The sequence below is a fragment of the Burkholderia sp. IDO3 genome (genome assembly GCF_003366075.1).
GTDB lineage: Bacteria > Pseudomonadota > Gammaproteobacteria > Burkholderiales > Burkholderiaceae > Burkholderia > Burkholderia anthina.
Map to the genome: position 1 here is coordinate 615,817 of NZ_CP028963.1, position 19,347 is coordinate 635,163.

General features: G+C 67.7%; 18 protein-coding genes. 15 read left to right on the forward strand and 3 right to left on the reverse strand.

Annotated elements, in window-relative coordinates; all coding sequences use genetic code 11:
- Window positions 1–68: 68 nt before the first annotated feature.
- A complete protein-coding gene (locus tag DCN14_RS17405) occupies window positions 69–791 on the reverse strand; it encodes an FCD domain-containing protein (protein WP_096506312.1) in 723 nt (240 codons plus the stop codon).
- Window positions 792–1,003: 212 nt separating this feature from the next.
- Here DCN14_RS17405 and DCN14_RS17410 point away from each other — a divergent pair, with 212 nt between their 5' ends.
- From DCN14_RS17410 to DCN14_RS17420, 3 genes are all read left to right on the forward strand, one after another.
- Window positions 1,004–2,326, forward strand: a complete 1,323-nt coding sequence (locus DCN14_RS17410) for a C4-dicarboxylate transporter DctA (protein WP_096506398.1) — start codon at window positions 1,004–1,006, stop codon at window positions 2,324–2,326.
- A gap of 105 nt (window positions 2,327–2,431) precedes the next feature.
- Window positions 2,432–3,439, forward strand: a complete 1,008-nt coding sequence (gene alc / locus DCN14_RS17415) for an allantoicase (RefSeq protein WP_096506314.1) — start codon at window positions 2,432–2,434, stop codon at window positions 3,437–3,439.
- 14 nt (window positions 3,440–3,453) lie between these two features.
- A complete protein-coding gene (locus DCN14_RS17420) occupies window positions 3,454–3,978 on the forward strand; it encodes an ureidoglycolate lyase (RefSeq protein ID WP_096506316.1) in 525 nt (174 codons plus the stop codon).
- A gap of 181 nt (window positions 3,979–4,159) precedes the next feature.
- Here DCN14_RS17420 and fur read toward each other — a convergent pair whose 3' ends face one another.
- On the reverse strand, window positions 4,160–4,588 hold the full coding sequence (gene fur, locus DCN14_RS17425) for a ferric iron uptake transcriptional regulator (RefSeq protein ID WP_006753314.1): 429 nt from the start codon (window positions 4,586–4,588) through the stop codon (window positions 4,160–4,162).
- 142 nt (window positions 4,589–4,730) lie between these two features.
- On the opposite strand from fur, the gene DCN14_RS17430 reads away from it, so the two are divergent.
- From DCN14_RS17430 to DCN14_RS17470, 9 genes are all read left to right on the forward strand, one after another.
- The gene (locus DCN14_RS17430; protein ID WP_096506318.1) at window positions 4,731–5,531 is read left to right on the forward strand and encodes an outer membrane protein assembly factor BamE; all 801 of its coding nucleotides are present in this window, start codon (window positions 4,731–4,733) and stop codon (window positions 5,529–5,531) included.
- 65 nt (window positions 5,532–5,596) lie between these two features.
- Window positions 5,597–6,394 (forward strand): 4-hydroxy-tetrahydrodipicolinate reductase, encoded by a 798-nt coding sequence (dapB, locus tag DCN14_RS17435; protein WP_096506320.1) that lies wholly within the window; start codon window positions 5,597–5,599, stop codon window positions 6,392–6,394.
- A 19-nt stretch (window positions 6,395–6,413) separates the two neighbouring features.
- Entirely contained in the window at window positions 6,414–7,082 is a 669-nt protein-coding gene (locus DCN14_RS17440; RefSeq protein WP_096506322.1) for a MotA/TolQ/ExbB proton channel family protein, read from the forward strand.
- Window positions 7,083–7,104: 22 nt separating this feature from the next.
- Window positions 7,105–7,560 carry a biopolymer transporter ExbD gene (locus DCN14_RS17445; protein WP_096506324.1) on the forward strand — a complete coding sequence of 152 codons (456 nt, stop codon included), beginning with the start codon at window positions 7,105–7,107 and terminating at the stop codon, window positions 7,558–7,560.
- 293 nt (window positions 7,561–7,853) lie between these two features.
- A complete protein-coding gene (leuS, locus tag DCN14_RS17450; RefSeq protein ID WP_096506326.1) occupies window positions 7,854–10,448 on the forward strand; it encodes a leucine--tRNA ligase in 2,595 nt (864 codons plus the stop codon).
- A 38-nt stretch (window positions 10,449–10,486) separates the two neighbouring features.
- Complete coding sequence (lptE, locus tag DCN14_RS17455; RefSeq protein WP_096506328.1) at window positions 10,487–11,038, forward strand: LPS assembly lipoprotein LptE; 552 nt, start codon at window positions 10,487–10,489, stop codon at window positions 11,036–11,038.
- A gap of 18 nt (window positions 11,039–11,056) precedes the next feature.
- Window positions 11,057–12,151, forward strand: coding sequence for a DNA polymerase III subunit delta (gene holA / locus DCN14_RS17460; protein ID WP_096506330.1), 1,095 nt, complete (start codon window positions 11,057–11,059; stop codon window positions 12,149–12,151).
- 151 nt (window positions 12,152–12,302) lie between these two features.
- Window positions 12,303–13,574, forward strand: a complete 1,272-nt coding sequence (locus DCN14_RS17465; protein ID WP_096506332.1) for a glutamate-5-semialdehyde dehydrogenase — start codon at window positions 12,303–12,305, stop codon at window positions 13,572–13,574.
- A 23-nt stretch (window positions 13,575–13,597) separates the two neighbouring features.
- The gene (locus DCN14_RS17470) at window positions 13,598–14,020 is read left to right on the forward strand and encodes a CopD family protein (RefSeq protein WP_096506334.1); all 423 of its coding nucleotides are present in this window, start codon (window positions 13,598–13,600) and stop codon (window positions 14,018–14,020) included.
- Between the two features lie 96 nt (window positions 14,021–14,116).
- Here DCN14_RS17470 and DCN14_RS17475 read toward each other — a convergent pair whose 3' ends face one another.
- Window positions 14,117–14,965 (reverse strand): MurR/RpiR family transcriptional regulator, encoded by an 849-nt coding sequence (locus DCN14_RS17475; protein ID WP_096506336.1) that lies wholly within the window; start codon window positions 14,963–14,965, stop codon window positions 14,117–14,119.
- A gap of 293 nt (window positions 14,966–15,258) precedes the next feature.
- Here DCN14_RS17475 and edd point away from each other — a divergent pair, with 293 nt between their 5' ends.
- The 3 genes from edd to DCN14_RS17495 all read left to right on the forward strand — a co-directional run bounded on the left by edd (window position 15,259) and on the right by DCN14_RS17495 (window position 19,343).
- Window positions 15,259–17,115, forward strand: a complete 1,857-nt coding sequence (edd, locus tag DCN14_RS17480; RefSeq protein WP_096506338.1) for a phosphogluconate dehydratase — start codon at window positions 15,259–15,261, stop codon at window positions 17,113–17,115.
- A gap of 19 nt (window positions 17,116–17,134) precedes the next feature.
- The gene (eda, locus tag DCN14_RS17485) at window positions 17,135–17,761 is read left to right on the forward strand and encodes a bifunctional 4-hydroxy-2-oxoglutarate aldolase/2-dehydro-3-deoxy-phosphogluconate aldolase (protein WP_096506340.1); all 627 of its coding nucleotides are present in this window, start codon (window positions 17,135–17,137) and stop codon (window positions 17,759–17,761) included.
- Between the two features lie 220 nt (window positions 17,762–17,981).
- A complete protein-coding gene (locus DCN14_RS17495; protein WP_096506399.1) occupies window positions 17,982–19,343 on the forward strand; it encodes a gluconate:H+ symporter in 1,362 nt (453 codons plus the stop codon).
- Window positions 19,344–19,347: the final 4 nt, after the last annotated feature.

The window sequence follows — 19,347 nt, forward strand, 5'->3', positions numbered from 1 at the left end:
GGATGGCCGGCGACCGGTTGCGGCGCCGGCCGCGCGGGCGGTGCTCAGGCGCTCAGGCGTTCAAGCGCTCAGGCGCGCGGCGTCGGGAAGAAGATGCCCGCGCGCTGCGCGGCGTTGGCGATGTGCGTCTCGATCGCGGTGCCCGCGGCGGCCGCATCGCGGGCAATCAGCGCATCGACGATCGCGCGGTGTTCGTGCCACGTCGACAGCAGCAGCTCGCGCCGGTAGAACGGCATGCGCTGGCTTTCCTTCATGATGTCCGCGCTGCTGCGCAGTACCGATTCGATCGCCGCGTTGCCCGCGAGATGGATGATCCGCATGTGGAAGTCGAAGTCGAGTCGCGACGCCTCGTCGAGCGCGCTCTCGGTCAGCGCGACGTGCAGGTCGGCGAGATTGTTTTCGAACCATGCGATGTCGTCGTCGGTGACGACGTGTGCCGCCATGCGCGCGGCAAACCCTTCGAGCGCGTAGCGCATCTGGTACGTGTCGGGCGGCGACGACTGCTCGGCGAACCGCCACGCGTGGGCGGCCGTTGCCTGCGCGCTTTCGACATAGACGCCCTTGCCCGCGCGGATGCGCAGCATCCCGAGCGCCTCGAGCGTCGACAGCGCCTCGCGCAGCGACGCGCGGCTGATCTCCAGCTCCTCGGAGAGCTGCCGCTGGGCCGGCAGCAGGCTGCCGACCGGATACACGCCTGCCTCGATCCGGTCGCGGATCGTCGAGATGGCGGCGTCGGTCACGGTGTGTGGAACGTTCTTCATGATGTGAGCGATGGCCGGTCTGACCAGCATTGTAATCCGCACGCAGGCGGTGCATGAGCGACCTACGGGAAAGCCACGATCCGCCCCGATCCGGTGCATGCCGGCCCCATGCCGAGGGGCGGGAAATCCCTATTTGATCCGTCCTTGACGCGACTATATCGGCTTCCTACTATCCACCATAACATCACTGGTCTTACCAGTATGAACAGACGAAACTGCAACCGTTGGATCGGGAGAGCGCCGTGTCGAAATTCCTCAATTCGCTGTTTGGCCGGGTAGTCGTCGCACTGATACTGGGGGTCGCGCTTGGCGCGTTCTTCCCGCATTTCGCCGAGTCGTTGCGACCGCTCGGCGACGGCTTCCTGAAACTCATCAAGATGGTCATCGGCCCGATCGTGTTCTGCGTCGTGGTCAGCGGGATGGCCAATGCGGGCGACCTGAAGAAGGTCGGCCGGGTCGGCCTGAAGGCGGTCGTCTACTTCGAGGTGATGACGACGATCGCGCTCGGCATCGGGCTTGCGCTCGCGTGGCTCACGCGCCCGGGCGTCGGGATGAACATCGACCTGCGCTCGCTCGATGCGGCGTCGCTCGCGTCGTATGCGAAGAACGCCGAAAGCCTGAAGGACACGGCCGGCTACCTGATGAAGATCATCCCCGAGACCGCGATCGACGCGTTCGCGAAGGGCGACATCCTGCAGATCCTCGTGTTCGCGGTGCTGTTCGGCTCCGCGCTGTCGCTGCTCGGCGACAAGGCGCAACGCGTGAACAGCCTGATCGAGGAACTGTCGCACGTGTTCTTCCGCATCATCGGCTTCATCATCAAGCTCGCGCCGCTCGGCGTGCTCGGCGCGATCGCGTTCACGACCGGCAAGTACGGCGTGGCATCGCTCAAGCAGCTCGGCTATCTCGTCGCGGTGTTCTACCTGAGCTGCTTCGTGTTCGTCACGGTCGTGCTCGGCATCGTGATGCGCCTCGCGGGCTTCTCGGTGTTCAAGCTGATCCGCTACCTGCGCGAGGAACTGTCGATCGTGCTCGGCACCGCATCGTCCGACGCGGTGCTGCCGCAGGTGATGAGCAAGCTCGAATACATGGGCATCAAGGATTCGACGGTCGGCCTCGTGATTCCGACCGGCTACTCGTTCAACCTCGACGGCTTCTCGATCTACCTGACGCTCGCCGTGCTGTTCATCGCGCAGGCCACCAACACGCCGCTGTCGACGCATGACCTGATCGTCGTGCTGCTCGTGTCGCTCGTCACGTCCAAGGGCGCGCACGGGATTCCGGGTTCGGCGATCGTGATCCTCGCGGCGACGCTGTCGGCGATCCCCGCGATCCCGGTGCTCGGCCTCGTGCTGATCCTGCCGGTCGACTGGTTCGTCGGCATCGCCCGCGCGCTGACCAACCTGATCGGCAACTGCGTCGCGACGGTCGTCGTCGCGGTGTGGGAGCACGACATCGACCGGGCCCGTGCGAAGCGCGTGCTGAACCGCGAACTGCGCTACGTGCCGGCCGACGAACAGGGCCGCGCCGCAACGGTCGCGGGCGACCAGGCCCACGCGCTCTGAGCGCGAGTGCGCGCGGCGCGGCTTCCCCGGCCGTCCCGCGCGATGTGAATGACATGCGACCGGCGCGACCATGCGCCGGCGCTTTCCAAAATCTCTGGAGACGACATGGCAGCCCCCATCCTCGATCCGAACGCGCCGGCCTTCACGCGGCGCTACATGAACCTCGCCGATCCGCGCTTGGGCGCGCAGGCGCTCTTCGCCAGCGACGAATTCTTCGCGCCGAAGGAGCGCATGCTCGATCCCGAGCCGGCCGTTTTCATTCCCGGCAAGTACGACGACCACGGCAAGTGGATGGACGGCTGGGAGACGCGCCGCAAGCGCACCACCGGCCACGACTTCTGCGTGGTGCGGCTCGCGCGGCCCGGCGTGATCTACGGCGTCGATCTCGACACGAGCCACTTCACCGGCAACTTCCCGCCGGCCGCGTCGATCGAGGCCTGCGCGGTGGACGGCGACACGCCGCCTGACGACGCCGCATGGCGCACGATCGTCCCCGCGACGACGCTGCAGGGCAATTCGCACCACTACGTGAGCGTCGACGACGCGCAGCCGGTCACGCATCTGCGCGTGAACCTGTATCCGGACGGCGGGCTCGCGCGGCTGCGCGTGTACGGCCAGCCGCAGCGCGACTGGCGCCATGTGCCGGCCGGCGAGCTCGTCGATCTCGCGGCGATCGAGAACGGCGGCTACCTGGTGGCGGCGAACAACCAGCACTTCGGGCCGGCTTCGCAGATGCTGATGCCGGGGCGGGGCGCGAACATGGGCGACGGCTGGGAAACGCGGCGCCGCCGCGAGCCCGGCAACGACTGGGCGATCGTCGCGCTGGCGCGCCCGGGCATCATCCGGCGCGTCGAGGTCGATACGGCGTTCTTCAAGGGCAACTTCCCCGACCGCTGTTCGCTGCAGGCCGCGCACGTCACGGGCGGCACCGACGATTCGCTCGTCACGCAGGCGATGTTCTGGGCCGAACTGCTCGGCGAGCAGAAGCTGCAGATGGATCACGTGCACACGTTCGACCTGCTCGCGGCGCTCGGCCCCGTCACGCACGTGCGCTTCAACATCTTCCCGGACGGCGGCGTGTCGCGCCTGCGTCTGTGGGGCGAGCCGGCTTGACGGAGGGCGAAGGCATGAGCGGACCCCATATCCTGCGCGTCGAGCGCCTGACCCGCGAGGCGTTCGCGCCGTTCGGCGACGTGATCGCGCTCGAAGGCGCGCGGCATTTTCCGATCAATGGCGGTACGACCGAGCGGTTCCACGATCTTGCGGCGATCGACGTCTGCGCGGACGGCGGCCGGCCGCTCGTCAGCATGTTTCGTGCGCAGCCGCGCGCGCTGCCGGTCGCGATCACGCTGATGGAGCGTCATCCGCACGGCAGCCAGGCGTTCATCCCGCTGGCGGCCGTGTCGCGCTACGCGATCGTCGTCGCGCCGGCCGGCGAATTCCGGCCCGACGCGATGCGTGCGTTCCTCGCCGAAGGCTGGCAGGGCGTGAATTACGCGAAGGGCGTGTGGCACCACCCGCTGCTCGCGCTCGACGCGGTCAGCGATTTCGTGATCGTCGATCGCGGCGGGCCGCAGCCGAACTGCGACGAGATCCCGCTCGACGACGCGTGGGCGCTGGAGTTCGAACCGGCCTGCGCGAGCGCGGCCTGACGCGCGGCGCGGCCGGCATCGGGCGCCACGCCGTGGCCGGTGCGCGGCCGCATGCTCGAGAACGTTTCCATCCGGGTCCGTTTGTCACGCGGGCCGCGTCACATCGATCCTGTCCCGAAAACGACACGGCCCGGGCGGCGAGATGCCGGCCGGGCCGTCGCGCATGCGTGAATGGTGCGGATCAGTGCTTGCGGTGCGGGCAGTTCTCGGTCGTGCAGGAACCGTACATCGCGAGCGAGTGTTCCTGGAGCCGGAAGCCGCGTTCCTTCGCGATCGCTTGCTGGCGGCTTTCGATTTCGGCGTCGAAGAACTCTTCGACGCGGCCGCAATCGAGACACACGAGGTGATCGTGGTGCGAACCTTCGTTCAGTTCGAACACGGCCTTGCCGGATTCGAAGTTGCTGCGCGTGAGCAGGCCCGCCTGCTCGAACTGCGTCAGCACGCGGTAAACCGTGGCGAGCCCGATGTCGAGCTGTTCGTTGAGCAGGTTCCGGTAGACGTCTTCGGCCGTCAGGTGACGCACGGGGCTCTGCTGGAAGATCTCGAGAATCTTGAGGCGCGGTAGGGTGGCCTTTAGCCCGATATTCTTGAGATCCGTCGGATTGGTCATGGCTAGGCATCCCTAGAGTACAATGCAGGGCTTCAATGTTACCGGCTTTTCGCCGTTCCAGAAACACGCGCGGCTCGCGACGCGGGCCAGCACGGTGACGGAAATGATCCCAGAATCTCTTTCGCACTTTCAGAGGAGTCGCATGCGGAGTGCCATCATCGCTGCCGCCGCCGTTGCCGCGCTGGCTGGTTGTTCGTCGTACGACAGCGTGACGCAGCGCATCGCGCAGAGCATCACGCCCTATCGGATCACTGTCGTGCAGGGCAACTTCGTGTCGCAGGAAAAGGCCGCGCAGCTGCAGGCCGGGATGTCGCGCGAGCAGGTCCGCGCGCTGCTCGGCACGCCGCTGCTGACGGACATGTTCCATGCCGACCGCTGGGATTACCTCTTTTACTTCAAGCGCGGCTCGACGGCAGTCGTCCAGCAGCGCGACCTCGTGCTGACGTTCTCGGGCGACCGGCTCGCGAGCTGGTCGGGTGCCGAGAACCTGCCTTCCGAACTCGACCTGCTGGCCGATATCGACGGCGATCGCGGCGGCAAGAAGGCGAAGGCGGCAGCCGCGGCGAAGCGGGCGTCCGAAGCCGCTGCCGCGAGCGCCGCGCAGGCCACCGCTGCTGCTGCCGCGAGCCCGGTTGCCGAGCCGGCATCCGGCGCGGCGGTCGACCAGGACGCGAACGCGCAGGCCGCACGCGCGGCGAACCGCGCGACCAACCAGGTATCGGGGCAGGGGGCGGCCGCACGCCGCTTCACGCCGTCCGCGCAGGTCTCGAGCGGCGCACCGGTGCCGGGCGGCCAGCCGCCGGGCGTGGCGCCGGCGATCCAGCCGCAGTTCCAGTTCCATCGTCCGCCGCAGCCGAACGTGTCGAACGACACGGCGCAGCCCGTCGGCCCGCAGGGCTCGGACACGCTGCAGAACCAGCCGCTCACCGCGCCGGCGCAGTAAGCGGCCGGCGTGCGGAAACGGGGCGGCGTGCGCCGCCCGCCTTTAGACCTGTCGTGTAGAAAGCCATGAAGATTGCGATTGCCGGTGCATCGGGCCGTATGGGCCGGATGCTGATCGAAGCCGTTCTCAACGATTCCGACGCGCAGCTCGTCGGCGCGCTCGACCGCGCCGATTCGCCGTTCCTCGGCCAGGACGCGGGCGCGTTCCTCGGCAAGGAAACCGGGATCAAGCTGACCGACGACCTCGACGCCGTGTTCGCGCAGGCCGACTACCTGATCGACTTCACGCGTCCGGAAGGCACGATCGCGCACGTCGAAGCCGCGCTGCGCCACGACGTGAAGCTCGTGATCGGCACGACCGGCTTCACCGCCGAGCAGAAGGCGGAGCTGCAGGCCGCGGCAGGCAGGATCGGCATCGTGTTCGCGGCGAACATGAGCGTCGGCGTGAACGTCACGTTGAAGCTGCTCGAATTCGCGGCGAAGCATTTCTCGCACGGCTACGACATCGAGATCATCGAGGCGCATCACCGTCACAAGGTCGATGCGCCGTCGGGCACCGCGCTGATGATGGGCGAGGCCGTCGCCGGCGCGCTCGGGCGCTCGCTCGACGAATGTGCGGTGTACGGCCGCCAGGGCGTGACGGGCGAACGCGATCCGTCGACGATCGGCTTTGCGGCGGTGCGCGGCGGCGACATCGTCGGCGACCACACCGTGCTGTTCGCCGGGATCGGCGAACGGATCGAGATCACGCACAAGTCGTCGAGCCGCGTGTCGTACGCGCAGGGCGCGCTGCGTGCGGTCCGCTTCCTGTCGGCGCGTGGCGCCGGCCTGTTCGACATGCAGGACGTGCTCGGCCTGCGCTGACCCTCACGGGGAAACTCCGATGGCCATTCCCACCGGCGTTGTCCACTACCTCGAAAGCGGCGATGCGATCACGCACGCCGTCGCCTACGTGCTGCTGGCGATGTCCATCGCCAGCTGGTGCTTCCTCCTCATGAAAGCCTGGCTCCTGGTCCGCGCGAAGCGGCAGGGGCCGCGCGCGCTCGCCGCGTTCTGGCGCGCGCCGTCGCTCGACGCGGGCATCGCCGCGCTCGTCGGCGCCGATCGCGAACGCGTGTTCGTGCCGCTTGCCGAAGCCGCGCGCGACGCGGCCGACGAACACGATCCGGCCGCGCTGGCCGCGCGCGTGGAGCGCAGCGAACGCGTGCTGCGCGCGCTGCGTCACGCGATGCTGCGCTCGCAGCGCCGGCTCGAGTTCGGCCAGGTGCTGCTCGCGTCGATCGGCAGCACCGCGCCGTTCGTCGGGCTGCTCGGCACCGTGTGGGGCATCTATCACGCGCTCGGCAGCATCGCCGCGAGCGGGCAGGCGCAGATCGAGAACGTCGCGGGGCCGGTCGGCGAAGCGCTGATCATGACCGCGTTCGGGCTCGTGGTCGCGATTCCCGCGGTGCTCGCGTACAACATCCTCGGGCGGCTCGTGCGGCAGCTCGCCGAGGAGCTCGACGGCTTCGCGCGCGACCTGCACGTGTTCGTCTGCGCGCAGGGCGCCTGACGCGCGGCCCGGAGGAACGACCATGGCATTCGGCGGACTGGAGCACCACAAGACGTCCGCGCCGATGGCGGAGATCAACATGACGCCGCTGATCGACGTGATGCTCGTGCTGCTCGTCATCTTCATCATCACCGCGCCGCTGATGACGCACGCGATCCGGCTCGATCTGCCGAAGGTCGCGGCCAGCGTCGCGCGCGACACGCCGCAATCGGTCACGCTGTCGATCGACGACGCCGGCAAGCTGTTCTGGGACGACACGCCCGTCGCGCTCGACGCGCTGCCCGCGCGCTTTCGGGCCGCCGCCGCGGGCGCCGCGCCGCCGGAGCTGCGGCTGCGCGCGTCGCGCGCGACCCGCTACGACGTGATCGCGCAGGTGATGGGCGCCGCGCAGGCCGCGGGGCTCACGCGCATCGGCTTCGTCACCGACATGCCGCCGGCGGGCGCCGCCGCGCCGGCCGCAGCGGGCGCGAAACGCTGACCGGCCGGCCGCCTGCGCGTCCGGCGCAGGCCGGAATGCGTGCCGGCCCGCGAGACCGTCCGTGCCGCCCGCCACGGACGGTATAATCGTCGTTTCCGCCCGGTCGGCAGGGTTTCGCCGGGTAACCTGGAGCCCCTCCGCTGGAGACCTTCCGGGTTACCCGGCGAATATCCGGACCATGAGGCAGGCCCGGGAACCGGGAGCCTGCCCGCGCCGCCGGGCTGCCCGATTTTCGTCCACTTCCGCGTGCCCGCCCCGTGGCGCGCCGCTTAAAGCCTAGTCCGAACCACACCATGCACGAGAGATACGTACCCGCCGACGTCGAAGCCGCCGCCCAGGGCGACTGGCGCGCAGCCGATGCCTACAAGACGAAGGAAGACTCGCAGAAGCCGAAGTTCTACTGCGTGTCGATGCTGCCGTACCCGTCCGGCAAGCTGCACATGGGTCACGTGCGCAACTACACGATCAACGACGTGATGTACCGCTATCTGCGGATGAACGGCTACAACACGCTGATGCCGATGGGCTGGGACGCGTTCGGGATGCCGGCCGAGAACGCCGCGATGGCGAACGGCGTGCCGCCCGCGAAGTGGACCTACGACAACATCGACTATATGAAGGGCCAGATGCAGTCGATGGGTCTCGCGATCGACTGGTCGCGCGAAATCGCGACGTGCAAGCCCGACTACTACAAGTGGAACCAGTGGCTGTTCCTGAAGATGCTCGAGAAGGGCATCGCGTACAAGAAGACGGGCACCGTGAACTGGGACCCGGTCGACCAGACCGTGCTCGCGAACGAGCAGGTGATCGACGGCCGCGGCTGGCGCTCGGGCGCGCTCGTCGAGAAGCGCGAGATCCCGATGTACTACCTGCGCATCACGCAGTATGCGGATGAGCTGCTGAACGACCTCGAAGGCCTCGGCTGGCCCGAGCGCGTGAAGATCATGCAGCAGAACTGGATCGGCAAGAGCTTCGGCGTGAACTTCGGCTTCCCGTACGAACTCGACGGCGAGAAGGCGCTCTTGCGCGTGTTCACGACGCGTGCCGACACGATCATGGGCGTCACGTTCTGCGCGATCGCGGCCGAGCATCCGCTCGCCACGCGCCTCGCGCAGGGCAAGCCGGAACTGCAGGCGTTCATCGACGAATGCAAGCGCGGCGGTGTCGCCGAGGCCGACGTCGCGACGATGGAGAAGAAGGGCGTCGCGACGGGCTTCACGGTGTCGCATCCGCTGACGGGCGAGCCGGTCGAGGTCTGGATCGGCAACTACGTGCTGATGAGCTACGGCGAAGGCGCGGTGATGGGCGTGCCGGGCCACGACGAGCGCGATTTCGCGTTCGCGAAGAAATACGACCTGCCGATCAAGCAGGTGATTTCGAGCGAAGGCCAGGCTTACTCGCTCGACGCATGGCAGGAGTGGTACGGCGACAAGGAAACTGCGGTCTGCGTGAACAGCGGCAAGTACGACGGCCTGCGCTATGCGGATGCGGTCGACGCGGTCGCGGCCGACCTGAAGGCCGGCGGCTTCGGCGACAAGCAGGTCACGTGGCGCCTGCGCGACTGGGGCGTGTCGCGCCAGCGCTACTGGGGCACGCCGATCCCGATCATTCACTGCCCATCGTGCGGCGACGTGCCGGTGCCGGAGCAGGACCTGCCGGTCGTGCTGCCGGAAGACCTCGTGCCGGACGGCTCGGGCAATCCGCTCGCGAAGTCCGAAGCGTTCCTGAACTGCGCGTGCCCGAAGTGCGGCGCGGCCGCGAAGCGCGAAACCGACACGATGGACACCTTCGTCGATTCGTCGTGGTACTTCTCGCGCTACACGGCGCCGGACGCCGACACGATGGTCGACGCGCGCACCGACTACTGGATGCCGATGGATCAGTACATCGGCGGCATCGAGCACGCGATCCTGCACCTGCTGTATTCGCGCTTCTGGACCAAGGTGATGCGCGACCTCGGCCTCGTGAAGTTCGGCGAGCCGGCGAAGAACCTGCTCACGCAGGGGATGGTGCTCAACGAAACGTACTACCGCGAAGACGCGGCGGGCAAGAAGACCTGGTACAACCCGGCCGACGTGACGGTCACGCACGACGACAAGGGCCGCCCGGTCGGCGCGACGCTGAACGCGGACGGCCAGCCGGTCGTGCTCGGCGGCATCGAGAAGATGTCGAAGTCGAAGAACAACGGCGTCGATCCGCAGGTGCTGATCGACCAGTACGGCGCCGATACCGCGCGCCTGTTCACGATGTTCGCCGCGCCGCCCGAGCAGCAGCTCGAGTGGTCGGGAGCGGGCGTCGAAGGCGCGAGCCGCTTCCTGCGCCGCGTGTGGAGCTTCGGCGCGGGCAACCGTGACGCGCTCGCCGTGCGCGCCGGTTTCGACGCGGCGGCGCTCGGCGACGCCGACAAGGCGCTGCGCCGCGAGATCTACAGCGTGCTGAAGCAGGCCGATTTCGACTACCAGCGTCTGCAGTACAACACGGTCGTGTCGGCCGCGATGAAGATGCTGAACGCGATCGACGGCGCGAAGGGCGCGACGCCCGCCGTGCTGCGCGAGACGTACGGCGTGCTGCTGCGCGTGCTGTACCCTGTCGTGCCCCACGTCACGTTCGAGCTGTGGAAGGCGCTCGGTTACGCGGACGAATTCGGCCCGCTGCTCGACGCACCGTGGCCGAAGGTCGACGAAGCCGCGCTCGAGCAGGCCGAGATCGAACTCGTGCTGCAGGTGAACGGCAAGGTGCGCGGCGCGCTGAAGGTCGCGAAGGACGCAAGCCGCGAGGCGATCGAAGCCGCGGCGGTGGCCGACGAAGCGTTCGCGAAGTTCAGCGACGGCAAGCCGGCGAAGAAGATCGTCGTCGTGCCGGGCCGTCTCGTGAACATCGTCGTCTGACGGCCGCTGGCCGTCGGGCGCACACAGAAGGAGCGAAGGTGATCCGCAGATCGTTTTTGGTGCTCGTCGGCAGCGCGGTCGCGCTGTCGGCATGCGGCTTCCAGCTGCGCGGCCAGCAGGACTACGCGTTCAAGCGGCTGCTGGTCGCCGGTGCGCCGGCGGCCGTCGGCGCGCGGCTCACGCGTCTCGTCGAGGCCGGCAGCGACACGAAGATCGTCAAGTCGGCGGACGACGCCGACGCCGTGCTGCGCATGTGGGAGTCGCGCGGGCAGAACACGCTGACGCTCAACAAGTACGGTTCCGCGCAGGAATATGCGCTGTACTACACGCTGAACTACACGCTGACGAGCAAGGACGGCACCGTGCTGATCCCGGCGAGCGCGATCGCGCTGAACCGCGCGATGACGTACAGCGACCAGTACACGAACGCGAAGGCGCAGGAAGCCGACATCCTGTACGCGGACATGCAGAACGATGCCGTCGACCAGCTGATGCGGCGTCTCGCGATCGTCCATTCGCTGACGCCGGCGCCGCAGGACGTGGTGCCGGGCGTGGCGCCGGGGGCGCCGCTGCCGCCGCCGCCGCTCTGATCGCCGGCGCACGTACCGATGCAATTGCGACTTGATGCGCTGGAGCCGCACCTCGCGAAGGGGATGGCCGGGCTCTATACCGTGTATGGCGACGAGCCGCTGCTCGTGCAGGAAGCGTGCGACCGCATTCGTGCGGCCGCGCGCGCGGCCGGCTTCACCGAGCGTTCGGTGCATACGGTCGAGCGCGGCTTCGATTGGAGCGTGCTGCTCGGCGCGACCCAGGCGATGTCGCTGTTCGGCGAGCGTCAGCTGATCGAGCTGCGCATTCCGTCGGGCAAGCCGGGCAAGGAAGGCGCCGATGCGCTGAAGACGCTCGCGGCGACGCCCAACCCCGACGCGCTGATGCTCGTCACGTTGCCGCGGCTCGACGCGGCAACGCAGAAATCCGCCTGGTTCACCGCGCTGCAGAACGGCGGCGTCGCGCTGAAGATCGATCCGGTCGACCGCGCGCAACTGCCGAACTGGATCGGCCAGCGCCTGTCGATGCAGGGGCAGCGCGTCGCTCCCGGCGACGACGGCCGGCGCGCGCTGCAGTTCATCGCGGAGCGCGTCGAGGGCAACCTGCTCGCCGCGCACCAGGAAATCCAGAAGCTCGGGCTGCTGTATCCGCAGGGCGTGCTGGCGTTCGAACAGGTGCACGACGCGGTGCTGAACGTCGCGCGCTACGACGTCTTCAAACTGAACGAAGCGATGCTCGCCGGCGACGCCGCGCGGCTCGCGCGGATGATCGACGGGCTGAAAGGCGAGGGCGAGGCGATCGTGCTCGTGATGTGGGCCGTCGTCGAGGAGTTGCGCACGCTGCTGCGGATCAAGCGCGGCGCGACGGCCGGCAAGCCGCTGGCCACGCTGCTGCGCGAGAACCGCGTGTGGGGCCCGCGCGAGCGGCTGATCGCCCCCGCGTTGAACCGGGTGTCGGAAGGCGTGCTCGAGAAGGCGCTCGCGTTTGCCGCGAAGCTCGACCGGCAGGTCAAGGGGCTGTCGGCCATTGCGCCGGGCCGCCGCACGCAGGACGATCCGCCGCCTGACCCGTGGGACGGCTTGTTCCAGCTCGCGATGACGGTGGCAGGCGAGCGCGGCGAGCGACCGCCGACCGCGGGTCGCGTGCGGCGCTAGGGTCTAGACCCTTGGCCTCGGCGGGCCGTCAGCGCCCGCAGCGCAACCCGCTTACAATATTTCGATAGCCGGCGCGGCCTTTCCTGCTGCCGCGCTGCACGCTTTTCCCGAATTTATGCCGCGCCAAGCGGCTCGCTTCTCGAGTCACACGATGGATATCGACCAGTACATGACGGATCTGGGCCGCCGTGCCCGGCACGCTTCCCGCGCGATGGCGCGCGCCAGCACGGCCGCGAAGAACGCGGCGCTCGACGCCGTGGCCCGCGCGATCGAGCGCGATGCGCAGGCGCTGAAGGATGCGAATGCACGCGACGTCGCTCGCGCGCGTGAAAAGGGGCTCGATGCGGCGTTCATCGATCGCCTCACGCTGTCGGACAAGGCGCTGAACACGATGGTCGAAGGCCTGCGCCAGGTCGCGTCGCTGGCCGATCCGATCGGCGAGATCGGCAACCTCAAGTACCGCCCGAGCGGGATCCAGGTCGGCCAGATGCGCGTGCCGCTCGGCGTGATCGGCATCATCTACGAGTCGCGCCCGAACGTGACGATCGATGCGGCCGCGCTGTGCCTGAAGTCGGGCAACGCGACGATCCTGCGCGGCGGCTCCGAGGCGCTCGAGTCGAACGCGGCGCTCGCGAAGCTGATCGGCGAAGGGCTCGAAGCGGCGGGCCTGCCGCAGGACGCGGTGCAAGTGGTCGCGACCGCCGATCGCGCGGCGGTCGGCAAGCTGATCACGATGACCGAATACGTCGACGTGATCGTGCCGCGCGGCGGCAAGAGCCTGATCGAGCGCCTGATCAACGAGGCGCGCGTGCCGATGATCAAGCACCTCGACGGCATCTGCCACGTGTATGTCGACGATCGCGCCGATCTCGCGAAGGCGCTGACGGTGTGCGACAACGCGAAGACGCATCGCTACGGCACCTGCAACACGATGGAGACGCTGCTCGTTTCGAGCGGCATCGCGGCAACGCTGCTGCCGCCGCTCGGCAAGCTGTATCGCGACAAGCAGGTCGAATTGCGCGTCGATGCGGCCGCGCGCGCGGTGCTCGCCGATGCCGGCGTCGGCCCGCTCGTCGATGCGACCGAAGAAGACTGGCACACCGAATATCTCGCGCCGGTGCTCGCGATCAAGGTCGTCGACGGCCTCGACGCGGCGATCGAGCACATCAACCATTACGGCTCGCACCACACGGATGCGATCGTCACCGAGGATCACGACCGCGCGATGCGCTTCCTGCGCGAAGTCGATTCGGCGAGCGTGATGGTCAACGCGTCGACGCGCTTCGCGGACGGCTTCGAATTCGGCCTCGGCGCGGAAATCGGCATTTCGAACGACAAGCTGCACGCACGCGGCCCCGTCGGCCTGGAAGGGTTGACGTCGCTGAAGTACGTCGTGCTCGGGCACGGCGAAGGCCGCCAGTAACCGTAAAGCGAGGCGCACAACCGATGGCAATGCTCTGGGTCAAGACGTTCCATATCGTTCTGATCGCCGCGTGGTTCGCGGGGCTGTTCTACCTGCCGCGCATCTACGTGAATCTCGCGATGGAAACCGATCCGGCCGCGGTGCGGCGTTTGCTGCTGATGGCGCGCAAGCTGTTCCGCTTCATGACGTTCATCGCGGTGCCGGCGCTGGCGTGCGGGCTGTGGCTCTGGCTCGCGATCGGCATCGGCCAGGGGCAGGGCTGGATTCACGCGAAGGTGACGGTGGTGCTGTTGCTGGTGATTTACCACGCGTATTGCGGGCACTTGCTGCGGGTGTTCGAGCGCGGCGAGAACACCCGCACCGACAAGTGGTATCGCGTGTTCAACGAACTGCCGGTGCTCGGCATGCTCGCGGCGGTCGCGCTGGTCGTGATCAAGCCGTTCTGATTTCGCTGCACGGTGTCGCCGCCCCTCCGGCCGGCGCGCGATACGCAAAAATGGCGCTCCTCGGGGCGCCATTTTTCGTTTGCGCGTCGTGCGCGTTCATTCCTTGGCCGGGTCGTCGATCCGGCGGCGCGTGATCGCTTCCTTCGCGCGGCCGACCCGCTCCATCAGCGCGGGCCCGCGCGACAGCGCGACGCCGACCGCGAGGATGTCGCCGATCGCGAGATGCGACATCCGCGACGTCATCGGCGAGAACACGTCGGTTTCCTCGGCGACGTTCGACGCGAGGCTCACCGTCGCGAGCTTCGCGAGCGGCGAATGGCTTTGCGTGATCGCGACGACCTTCGCGCCGCATGCGAGCGCGGAGCGCGCGGCATCGACGATGTCGCGCGTGCGGCCGGTGTTCGAGATCGCGACGACGACGTCGTGCGGCCCGAGCAGCGCCGACGACATCGAGAACGTGTGCGGGTCCGAATACGCGACGCTCGGCACGCCGAGCCGGAAGAACTTGTGCTGGATGTCCTGCGCGGCGATGCCCGAGCCGCCGGCACCGTAGAACTCGATGCGCGACGCGTTCGACAGCAGCGAGATCGCGTCGGCGACGCTGCCGGCCGACAGGCTGTTGCGCACCTCGATCAGCGCGCCGATCGTGCGGTCGAACACCTTGCCGATGATGCCGGGCGCCGGTTCGTCGGGCTCGACGTCGCGATACACCGACGACACGCCGGGCGCGACGCTCTGCGCGAGCCGGATCTTGAATTCGCGAAAGCCGCTGCAGCCGAGCGCCTGGCAAAAGCGCGCGATGGTCGGCTGGCTGACGCCCGCGCGGGTCGACAGCTCGGTCATCGCGAGGTCGAGCACCTCGCGCGGGGCGGCGAGGATGTAGTCGGCGAGCTTGCGCTCGGACGGGCGCAACTCGGCGCGGATCGCTTCAATGCGAGGCAGCATGGGACGGCAGATGAAAATCGGGTTCGGATGAGCGAGTGTATCGCAATCGAATTGTAGAAAATCTACAAGAAAAGACCAGCTCTTTTGTCGGTCTTTCTTCCGGTGCGTGATGAGGGGAATTAGGGTTTTCACTAGGTAAAGCCTTGCTGGTAGCGGGAATAAGGGTTGCGCGCGTGTCGATCCGCATTGCGTGCTTGTAGTTTTTCTACTAGACTGGCTTCGTTCGTTCGACGTACTCGATCGTCCCCACGATTCCAACCGCCGGTGTCGTCCGGCATACAGGAGCGCCCAGCATGACGTCGCTGCACCCCACTCTGGCGAAAGTCACCGAACGCGTGATCGCCCGCAGCCAATCGACCCGTTCCGCCTATCTGCAGCGCATCGACGGCGCGCAAGGCAAGTTTCCGGCGCGCGGCGCGCTGTCGTGCGCGAACCTCGCGCACGGCTTCGCGGGTCTCGAGGGCAGCGACAAGTTCCAGATCAAGGCGATTCGCGAGCCGAACATCGGCATCGTGTCCTCGTACAACGAGATGCTGTCCGCGCACGCGCCGTACAAGGATTTCCCCGACATCATCAAGGCCGCCGCGCGCGAGCACGGCGGCGTTGCGCAGTTCGCCGGCGGCGTGCCGGCGATGTGCGACGGCGTCACGCAGGGCAACCCCGGGATGGAGCTGTCGCTGTTCTCGCGCGAGGCGATCGCGATGGGCACGGCGATCGCGCTCACGCACAACATGTTCGACGCGGCGCTCTGCCTCGGCATCTGCGACAAGATCGTGCCGGGCCTGCTGATCGGCGCGCTGCAGTTCGGCCACCTGCCGACGATCTTCGTGCCGGCCGGCCCGATGACGAGCGGCCTGTCGAACGACGACAAGGCGAAGATCCGCCAGCAGTTCGCGACCGGCCAGGTGGGCCGCGACGCGCTGCTCGAAGCCGAATCGGCCGCGTATCACGGCCACGGCACCTGCACGTTCTACGGCACCGCGAACAGCAACCAGATGCTGATGGAGCTGATGGGCCTGCATCTGCCGGGCTCGGCATTCGTTCATCCGCACACGCCGCTGCGTACCGCGCTCACCGCCGAGGCCGCGCGCCGCGTGCTCGACCTGACGGTGGAGCGCGGCCAGTACACGCCGATCGGCCACGTGGTCGACGAGAAGGCGATCGTCAACGGGATCGTCGCGCTGCTCGCGACGGGCGGGTCGACCAACCACACGCTGCACCTCGTCGCGATCGCGCGCGCGGCCGGCGTGCTGATCGACTGGAACGATTTCGATGAACTGTCGGTCGCCGTGCCGCTGCTCGCGAAGATCTACCCGAACGGCAAGGCCGACGTGAACCACTTCCATGCGGCGGGCGGCGTCGCGTTCCTGGTGCGCAACCTGCTCGAAGGCGGGCTGCTGCACGAAGACGTGACGACGGTCGCGGGCAAGGGGCTGTCGCACTACACGAAGGAGCCGAAGCTGATCGACGGCAAGCTGACGTGGGTCGACGGCACGGCCGAAAGCCACGACACGAAGGTGCTGCGCGGCATTCGCGAGCCGTTCCAGCCGGACGGCGGCCTGCGCCTGATGCAGGGCCGGCTCGGCCGCGGCGTGATCAAAATTTCGGCGGTCGCGCCCGAGCACCGCAAGGTGACGGCGAGCGCGATCGTGTTCGATTCGCAGGAAGCCGTGCAGGCGGCATTCGATCGCGGCGAGCTGAAGCGCGACTTCGTCGCGGTGGTGCGCTTCCAGGGCGCGCGCGCGAACGGGATGCCCGAGCTGCACCGTTTGACGCCGCTGCTCGGCGTGCTGCAGGATCAGGGCTTCCACGTCGCGCTCGTCACCGACGGTCGCATGTCGGGGGCATCGGGCAAGGTGCCGGCGGTGATCCACGTATCGCCGGAAGCGCTGCTGGCCGGCCCGCTCGGCAAGGTGAAGACGGGCGACACGCTCGTGATCGACGCGGACGCCGGCGTGCTCGACATCGAGATCGACGCGGCCGAATGGCAGGCGCGCCCGGTCGCGCAGCCGCTGCACCAGGCCGACAACGAAACGGGTTTCGGGCGCGAGCTGTTCGGCGTGTTCCGCGCGGCCGCCGCGCCGGCCGAGCAGGGCGCATCGGTTTTCGGGACGCTGGTCGGCGAAACGGCCGTCCACGTCGCCGCATGAATTTCAAGGAGCCAGATCAATGAAGACGATTGCTGAAATCGTGAAGCTGGGCCCGGTCATTCCGGTGCTCGCATTCGACTCGGTCGAGCAGGGCGAACACGTGTCGCGCGCGTTGCATGCGGGCGGCGTCAAGGTGCTCGAGATCACGCTGCGCACGCCGGCGGGTCTGGAGGCGATCCAGCGCGCGAGCCAGCTCGCGGACGACATCGTCGTCGGCGTCGGCACGATCACGAAGCCCGAGCACTGCGCGCAGGCGAAGCGCGCGGGCGCGAAGTTCGGCGTGTCGCCGGGCCTGACGAAGGACCTGCACCTCGCGTCGCTCGACGCGGACCTGCCGCTGCTGCCGGGCGTGATGACGCCGAGCGACATCATCCAGGCGCTCGAATTCGGCTACGAGACCGTCAAGTTCTTCCCCGCGCAGCAAGCCGGCGGCGTGCCGATGCTGCAGGCGTTCCACGGTCCGTTCCCGGCGCTGAAATTCTGCCCGACGGGCGGCATCACGGTCGAGAGCGCGCCGAATTTCCTGAAGCTGCCGAACGTCGTGTGCGTCGGCGGCTCGTGGCTCACGCCGAAGGCCGCGCTCGCCGCGCAGGACTGGGCCGAAGTCACGCGTCTCGCGCAAGCCGCGAGCCAGCTTCCCCGGTAAGACTTGTACGAAATGGTGATTTAACCCTCGGTAAGCAGGCGCTTAGTGCTTGTTTTACCGAGGGTTTTTGCTGATGGAACCGGTTCTATCCGCGGGCCGTAAAGATAAGTAAAATTCAGCGTCCTCACGGGGTGGGTACCCCCCGTGTTTCGGAGACCTGCATAGCCGGGCATACTCGCTACAACTCGCCCGGTTCGAACAATCCAAGGAGGAGTGCCACATGGGGGCTGTCCAAGGCAGCATGCTGCTCGTATTCACGCTGATCGCGATCGCCGCGCTGATCCTGATGATCGCGCGCTTCAAGATCTACCCGTTCCTGGTGCTGATCATCGTTTCGCTTGGCCTGGGTCTCGCCGTCGGCATGCCGATGGACAAGATCGTCAAGTCGTTCGAAGCGGGCACCGGCGGCACGCTCGGCCACATTGCGATCGTCGTCGGCCTCGGCACGATGCTCGGCAAGATGATGGCCGAATCGGGCGGCGCCGAACGGATCGCGACCACGCTGATCGACTGGTTCGGTGAAAAGAACATCCACTGGGCGATGATGTTCGTCGCGATCATCGTCGGCCTGCCGGTGTTCTTCGAAGTCGGCTTCGTGCTGCTGATCCCGATCGCGTTCAACGTCGCGAAGCGCACCGGCAAATCGCTGCTCGTCGTCGGCCTGCCGATGGTGGCCGGCCTGTCGGTCGTGCACGGGCTGATCCCGCCGCACCCGGCCGCGCTGCTGGCCGTCCAGCAATACGGCGCCGATATCGGCAAGACGATCGCGTTCGGCCTGATCGTCGGCGTGCCGACCGCGATCATCGCCGGCCCGCTGTTCGCGCTGACGATCTCGAAGTTCGTGAAGCTGCCGGAAAACAACCCGCTCGCGTCGCAGTTCGTCGATACGCACTCGAACGGCCGCACGCGCGAGCTGCCGGGCTTCGGCATCACGCTGTTCACGATCCTGTTGCCCGTCGTGCTGATGCTCGTCGGCAGTTGGGCCGACCTGGTGTTCGCGCCGAAGTCGCTGCCGAACAACCTGCTGCGCTTTGCCGGCAATTCCGACGTCGCGCTGCTGATCGCCGTGCTGGTGAGCTTCTTCACGTTCGGCAAGCTGCAAGGCTTCAACCGCGACCAGATCCAGAAGTTCTGCGGCGAGTGTCTGGCGCCGATCGCCGGCATCACGCTGATCGTCGGCGCGGGCGGCGGCTTCGGCGGCGTTCTGCGCGACAGCGGGATCTCGCAGCAGATCGTCGAGACCGCGAAGCACGCGCACCTGTCGCCGCTGCTGCTGGGCTGGTTCGTCGCGGCGCTGATGCGTCTCGCAACGGGCTCGGCCACGGTCGCGATGACGACGGCCTGCGGCATCGTCGCGCCGATCGCCGCCGCGGCCGGCACGACGGTCAGCCCGGAACTGCTGGTGCTCGCCACCGGCTCGGGCTCGCTGATCTTCTCGCACGTGAACGACGGCGGCTTCTGGCTGATCAAGGAATACTTCGGGATGACGGTCGGTCAGACGTTCAAGACCTGGTCGTTGCTCGAAACCATCATCTCCCTGCTGGGTCTGGGTTTCACGCTGCTGCTGAGCATCGTTCTGTAACAAG

Coding starts and splice junctions, on each gene's coding strand:
- DCN14_RS17405 (WP_096506312.1), bottom strand. CDS start 791: ATGCTGGTCAGACCGGCCATCGCTCACATCATGAAGAACGTTCCACAC.
- alc (WP_096506314.1), top strand. CDS start 2,432: ATGGCAGCCCCCATCCTCGATCCGAACGCGCCGGCCTTCACGCGGCGC.
- DCN14_RS17420 (WP_096506316.1), top strand. CDS start 3,454: ATGAGCGGACCCCATATCCTGCGCGTCGAGCGCCTGACCCGCGAGGCG.
- fur (WP_006753314.1), bottom strand. CDS start 4,588: ATGACCAATCCGACGGATCTCAAGAATATCGGGCTAAAGGCCACCCTA.
- DCN14_RS17430 (WP_096506318.1), top strand. CDS start 4,731: ATGCGGAGTGCCATCATCGCTGCCGCCGCCGTTGCCGCGCTGGCTGGT.
- dapB (WP_096506320.1), top strand. CDS start 5,597: ATGAAGATTGCGATTGCCGGTGCATCGGGCCGTATGGGCCGGATGCTG.
- DCN14_RS17440 (WP_096506322.1), top strand. CDS start 6,414: ATGGCCATTCCCACCGGCGTTGTCCACTACCTCGAAAGCGGCGATGCG.
- DCN14_RS17445 (WP_096506324.1), top strand. CDS start 7,105: ATGGCATTCGGCGGACTGGAGCACCACAAGACGTCCGCGCCGATGGCG.
- leuS (WP_096506326.1), top strand. CDS start 7,854: ATGCACGAGAGATACGTACCCGCCGACGTCGAAGCCGCCGCCCAGGGC.
- holA (WP_096506330.1), top strand. CDS start 11,057: ATGCAATTGCGACTTGATGCGCTGGAGCCGCACCTCGCGAAGGGGATG.
- DCN14_RS17465 (WP_096506332.1), top strand. CDS start 12,303: ATGGATATCGACCAGTACATGACGGATCTGGGCCGCCGTGCCCGGCAC.
- DCN14_RS17470 (WP_096506334.1), top strand. CDS start 13,598: ATGGCAATGCTCTGGGTCAAGACGTTCCATATCGTTCTGATCGCCGCG.
- DCN14_RS17475 (WP_096506336.1), bottom strand. CDS start 14,965: ATGCTGCCTCGCATTGAAGCGATCCGCGCCGAGTTGCGCCCGTCCGAG.
- edd (WP_096506338.1), top strand. CDS start 15,259: ATGACGTCGCTGCACCCCACTCTGGCGAAAGTCACCGAACGCGTGATC.
- eda (WP_096506340.1), top strand. CDS start 17,135: ATGAAGACGATTGCTGAAATCGTGAAGCTGGGCCCGGTCATTCCGGTG.
- DCN14_RS17495 (WP_096506399.1), top strand. CDS start 17,982: ATGGGGGCTGTCCAAGGCAGCATGCTGCTCGTATTCACGCTGATCGCG.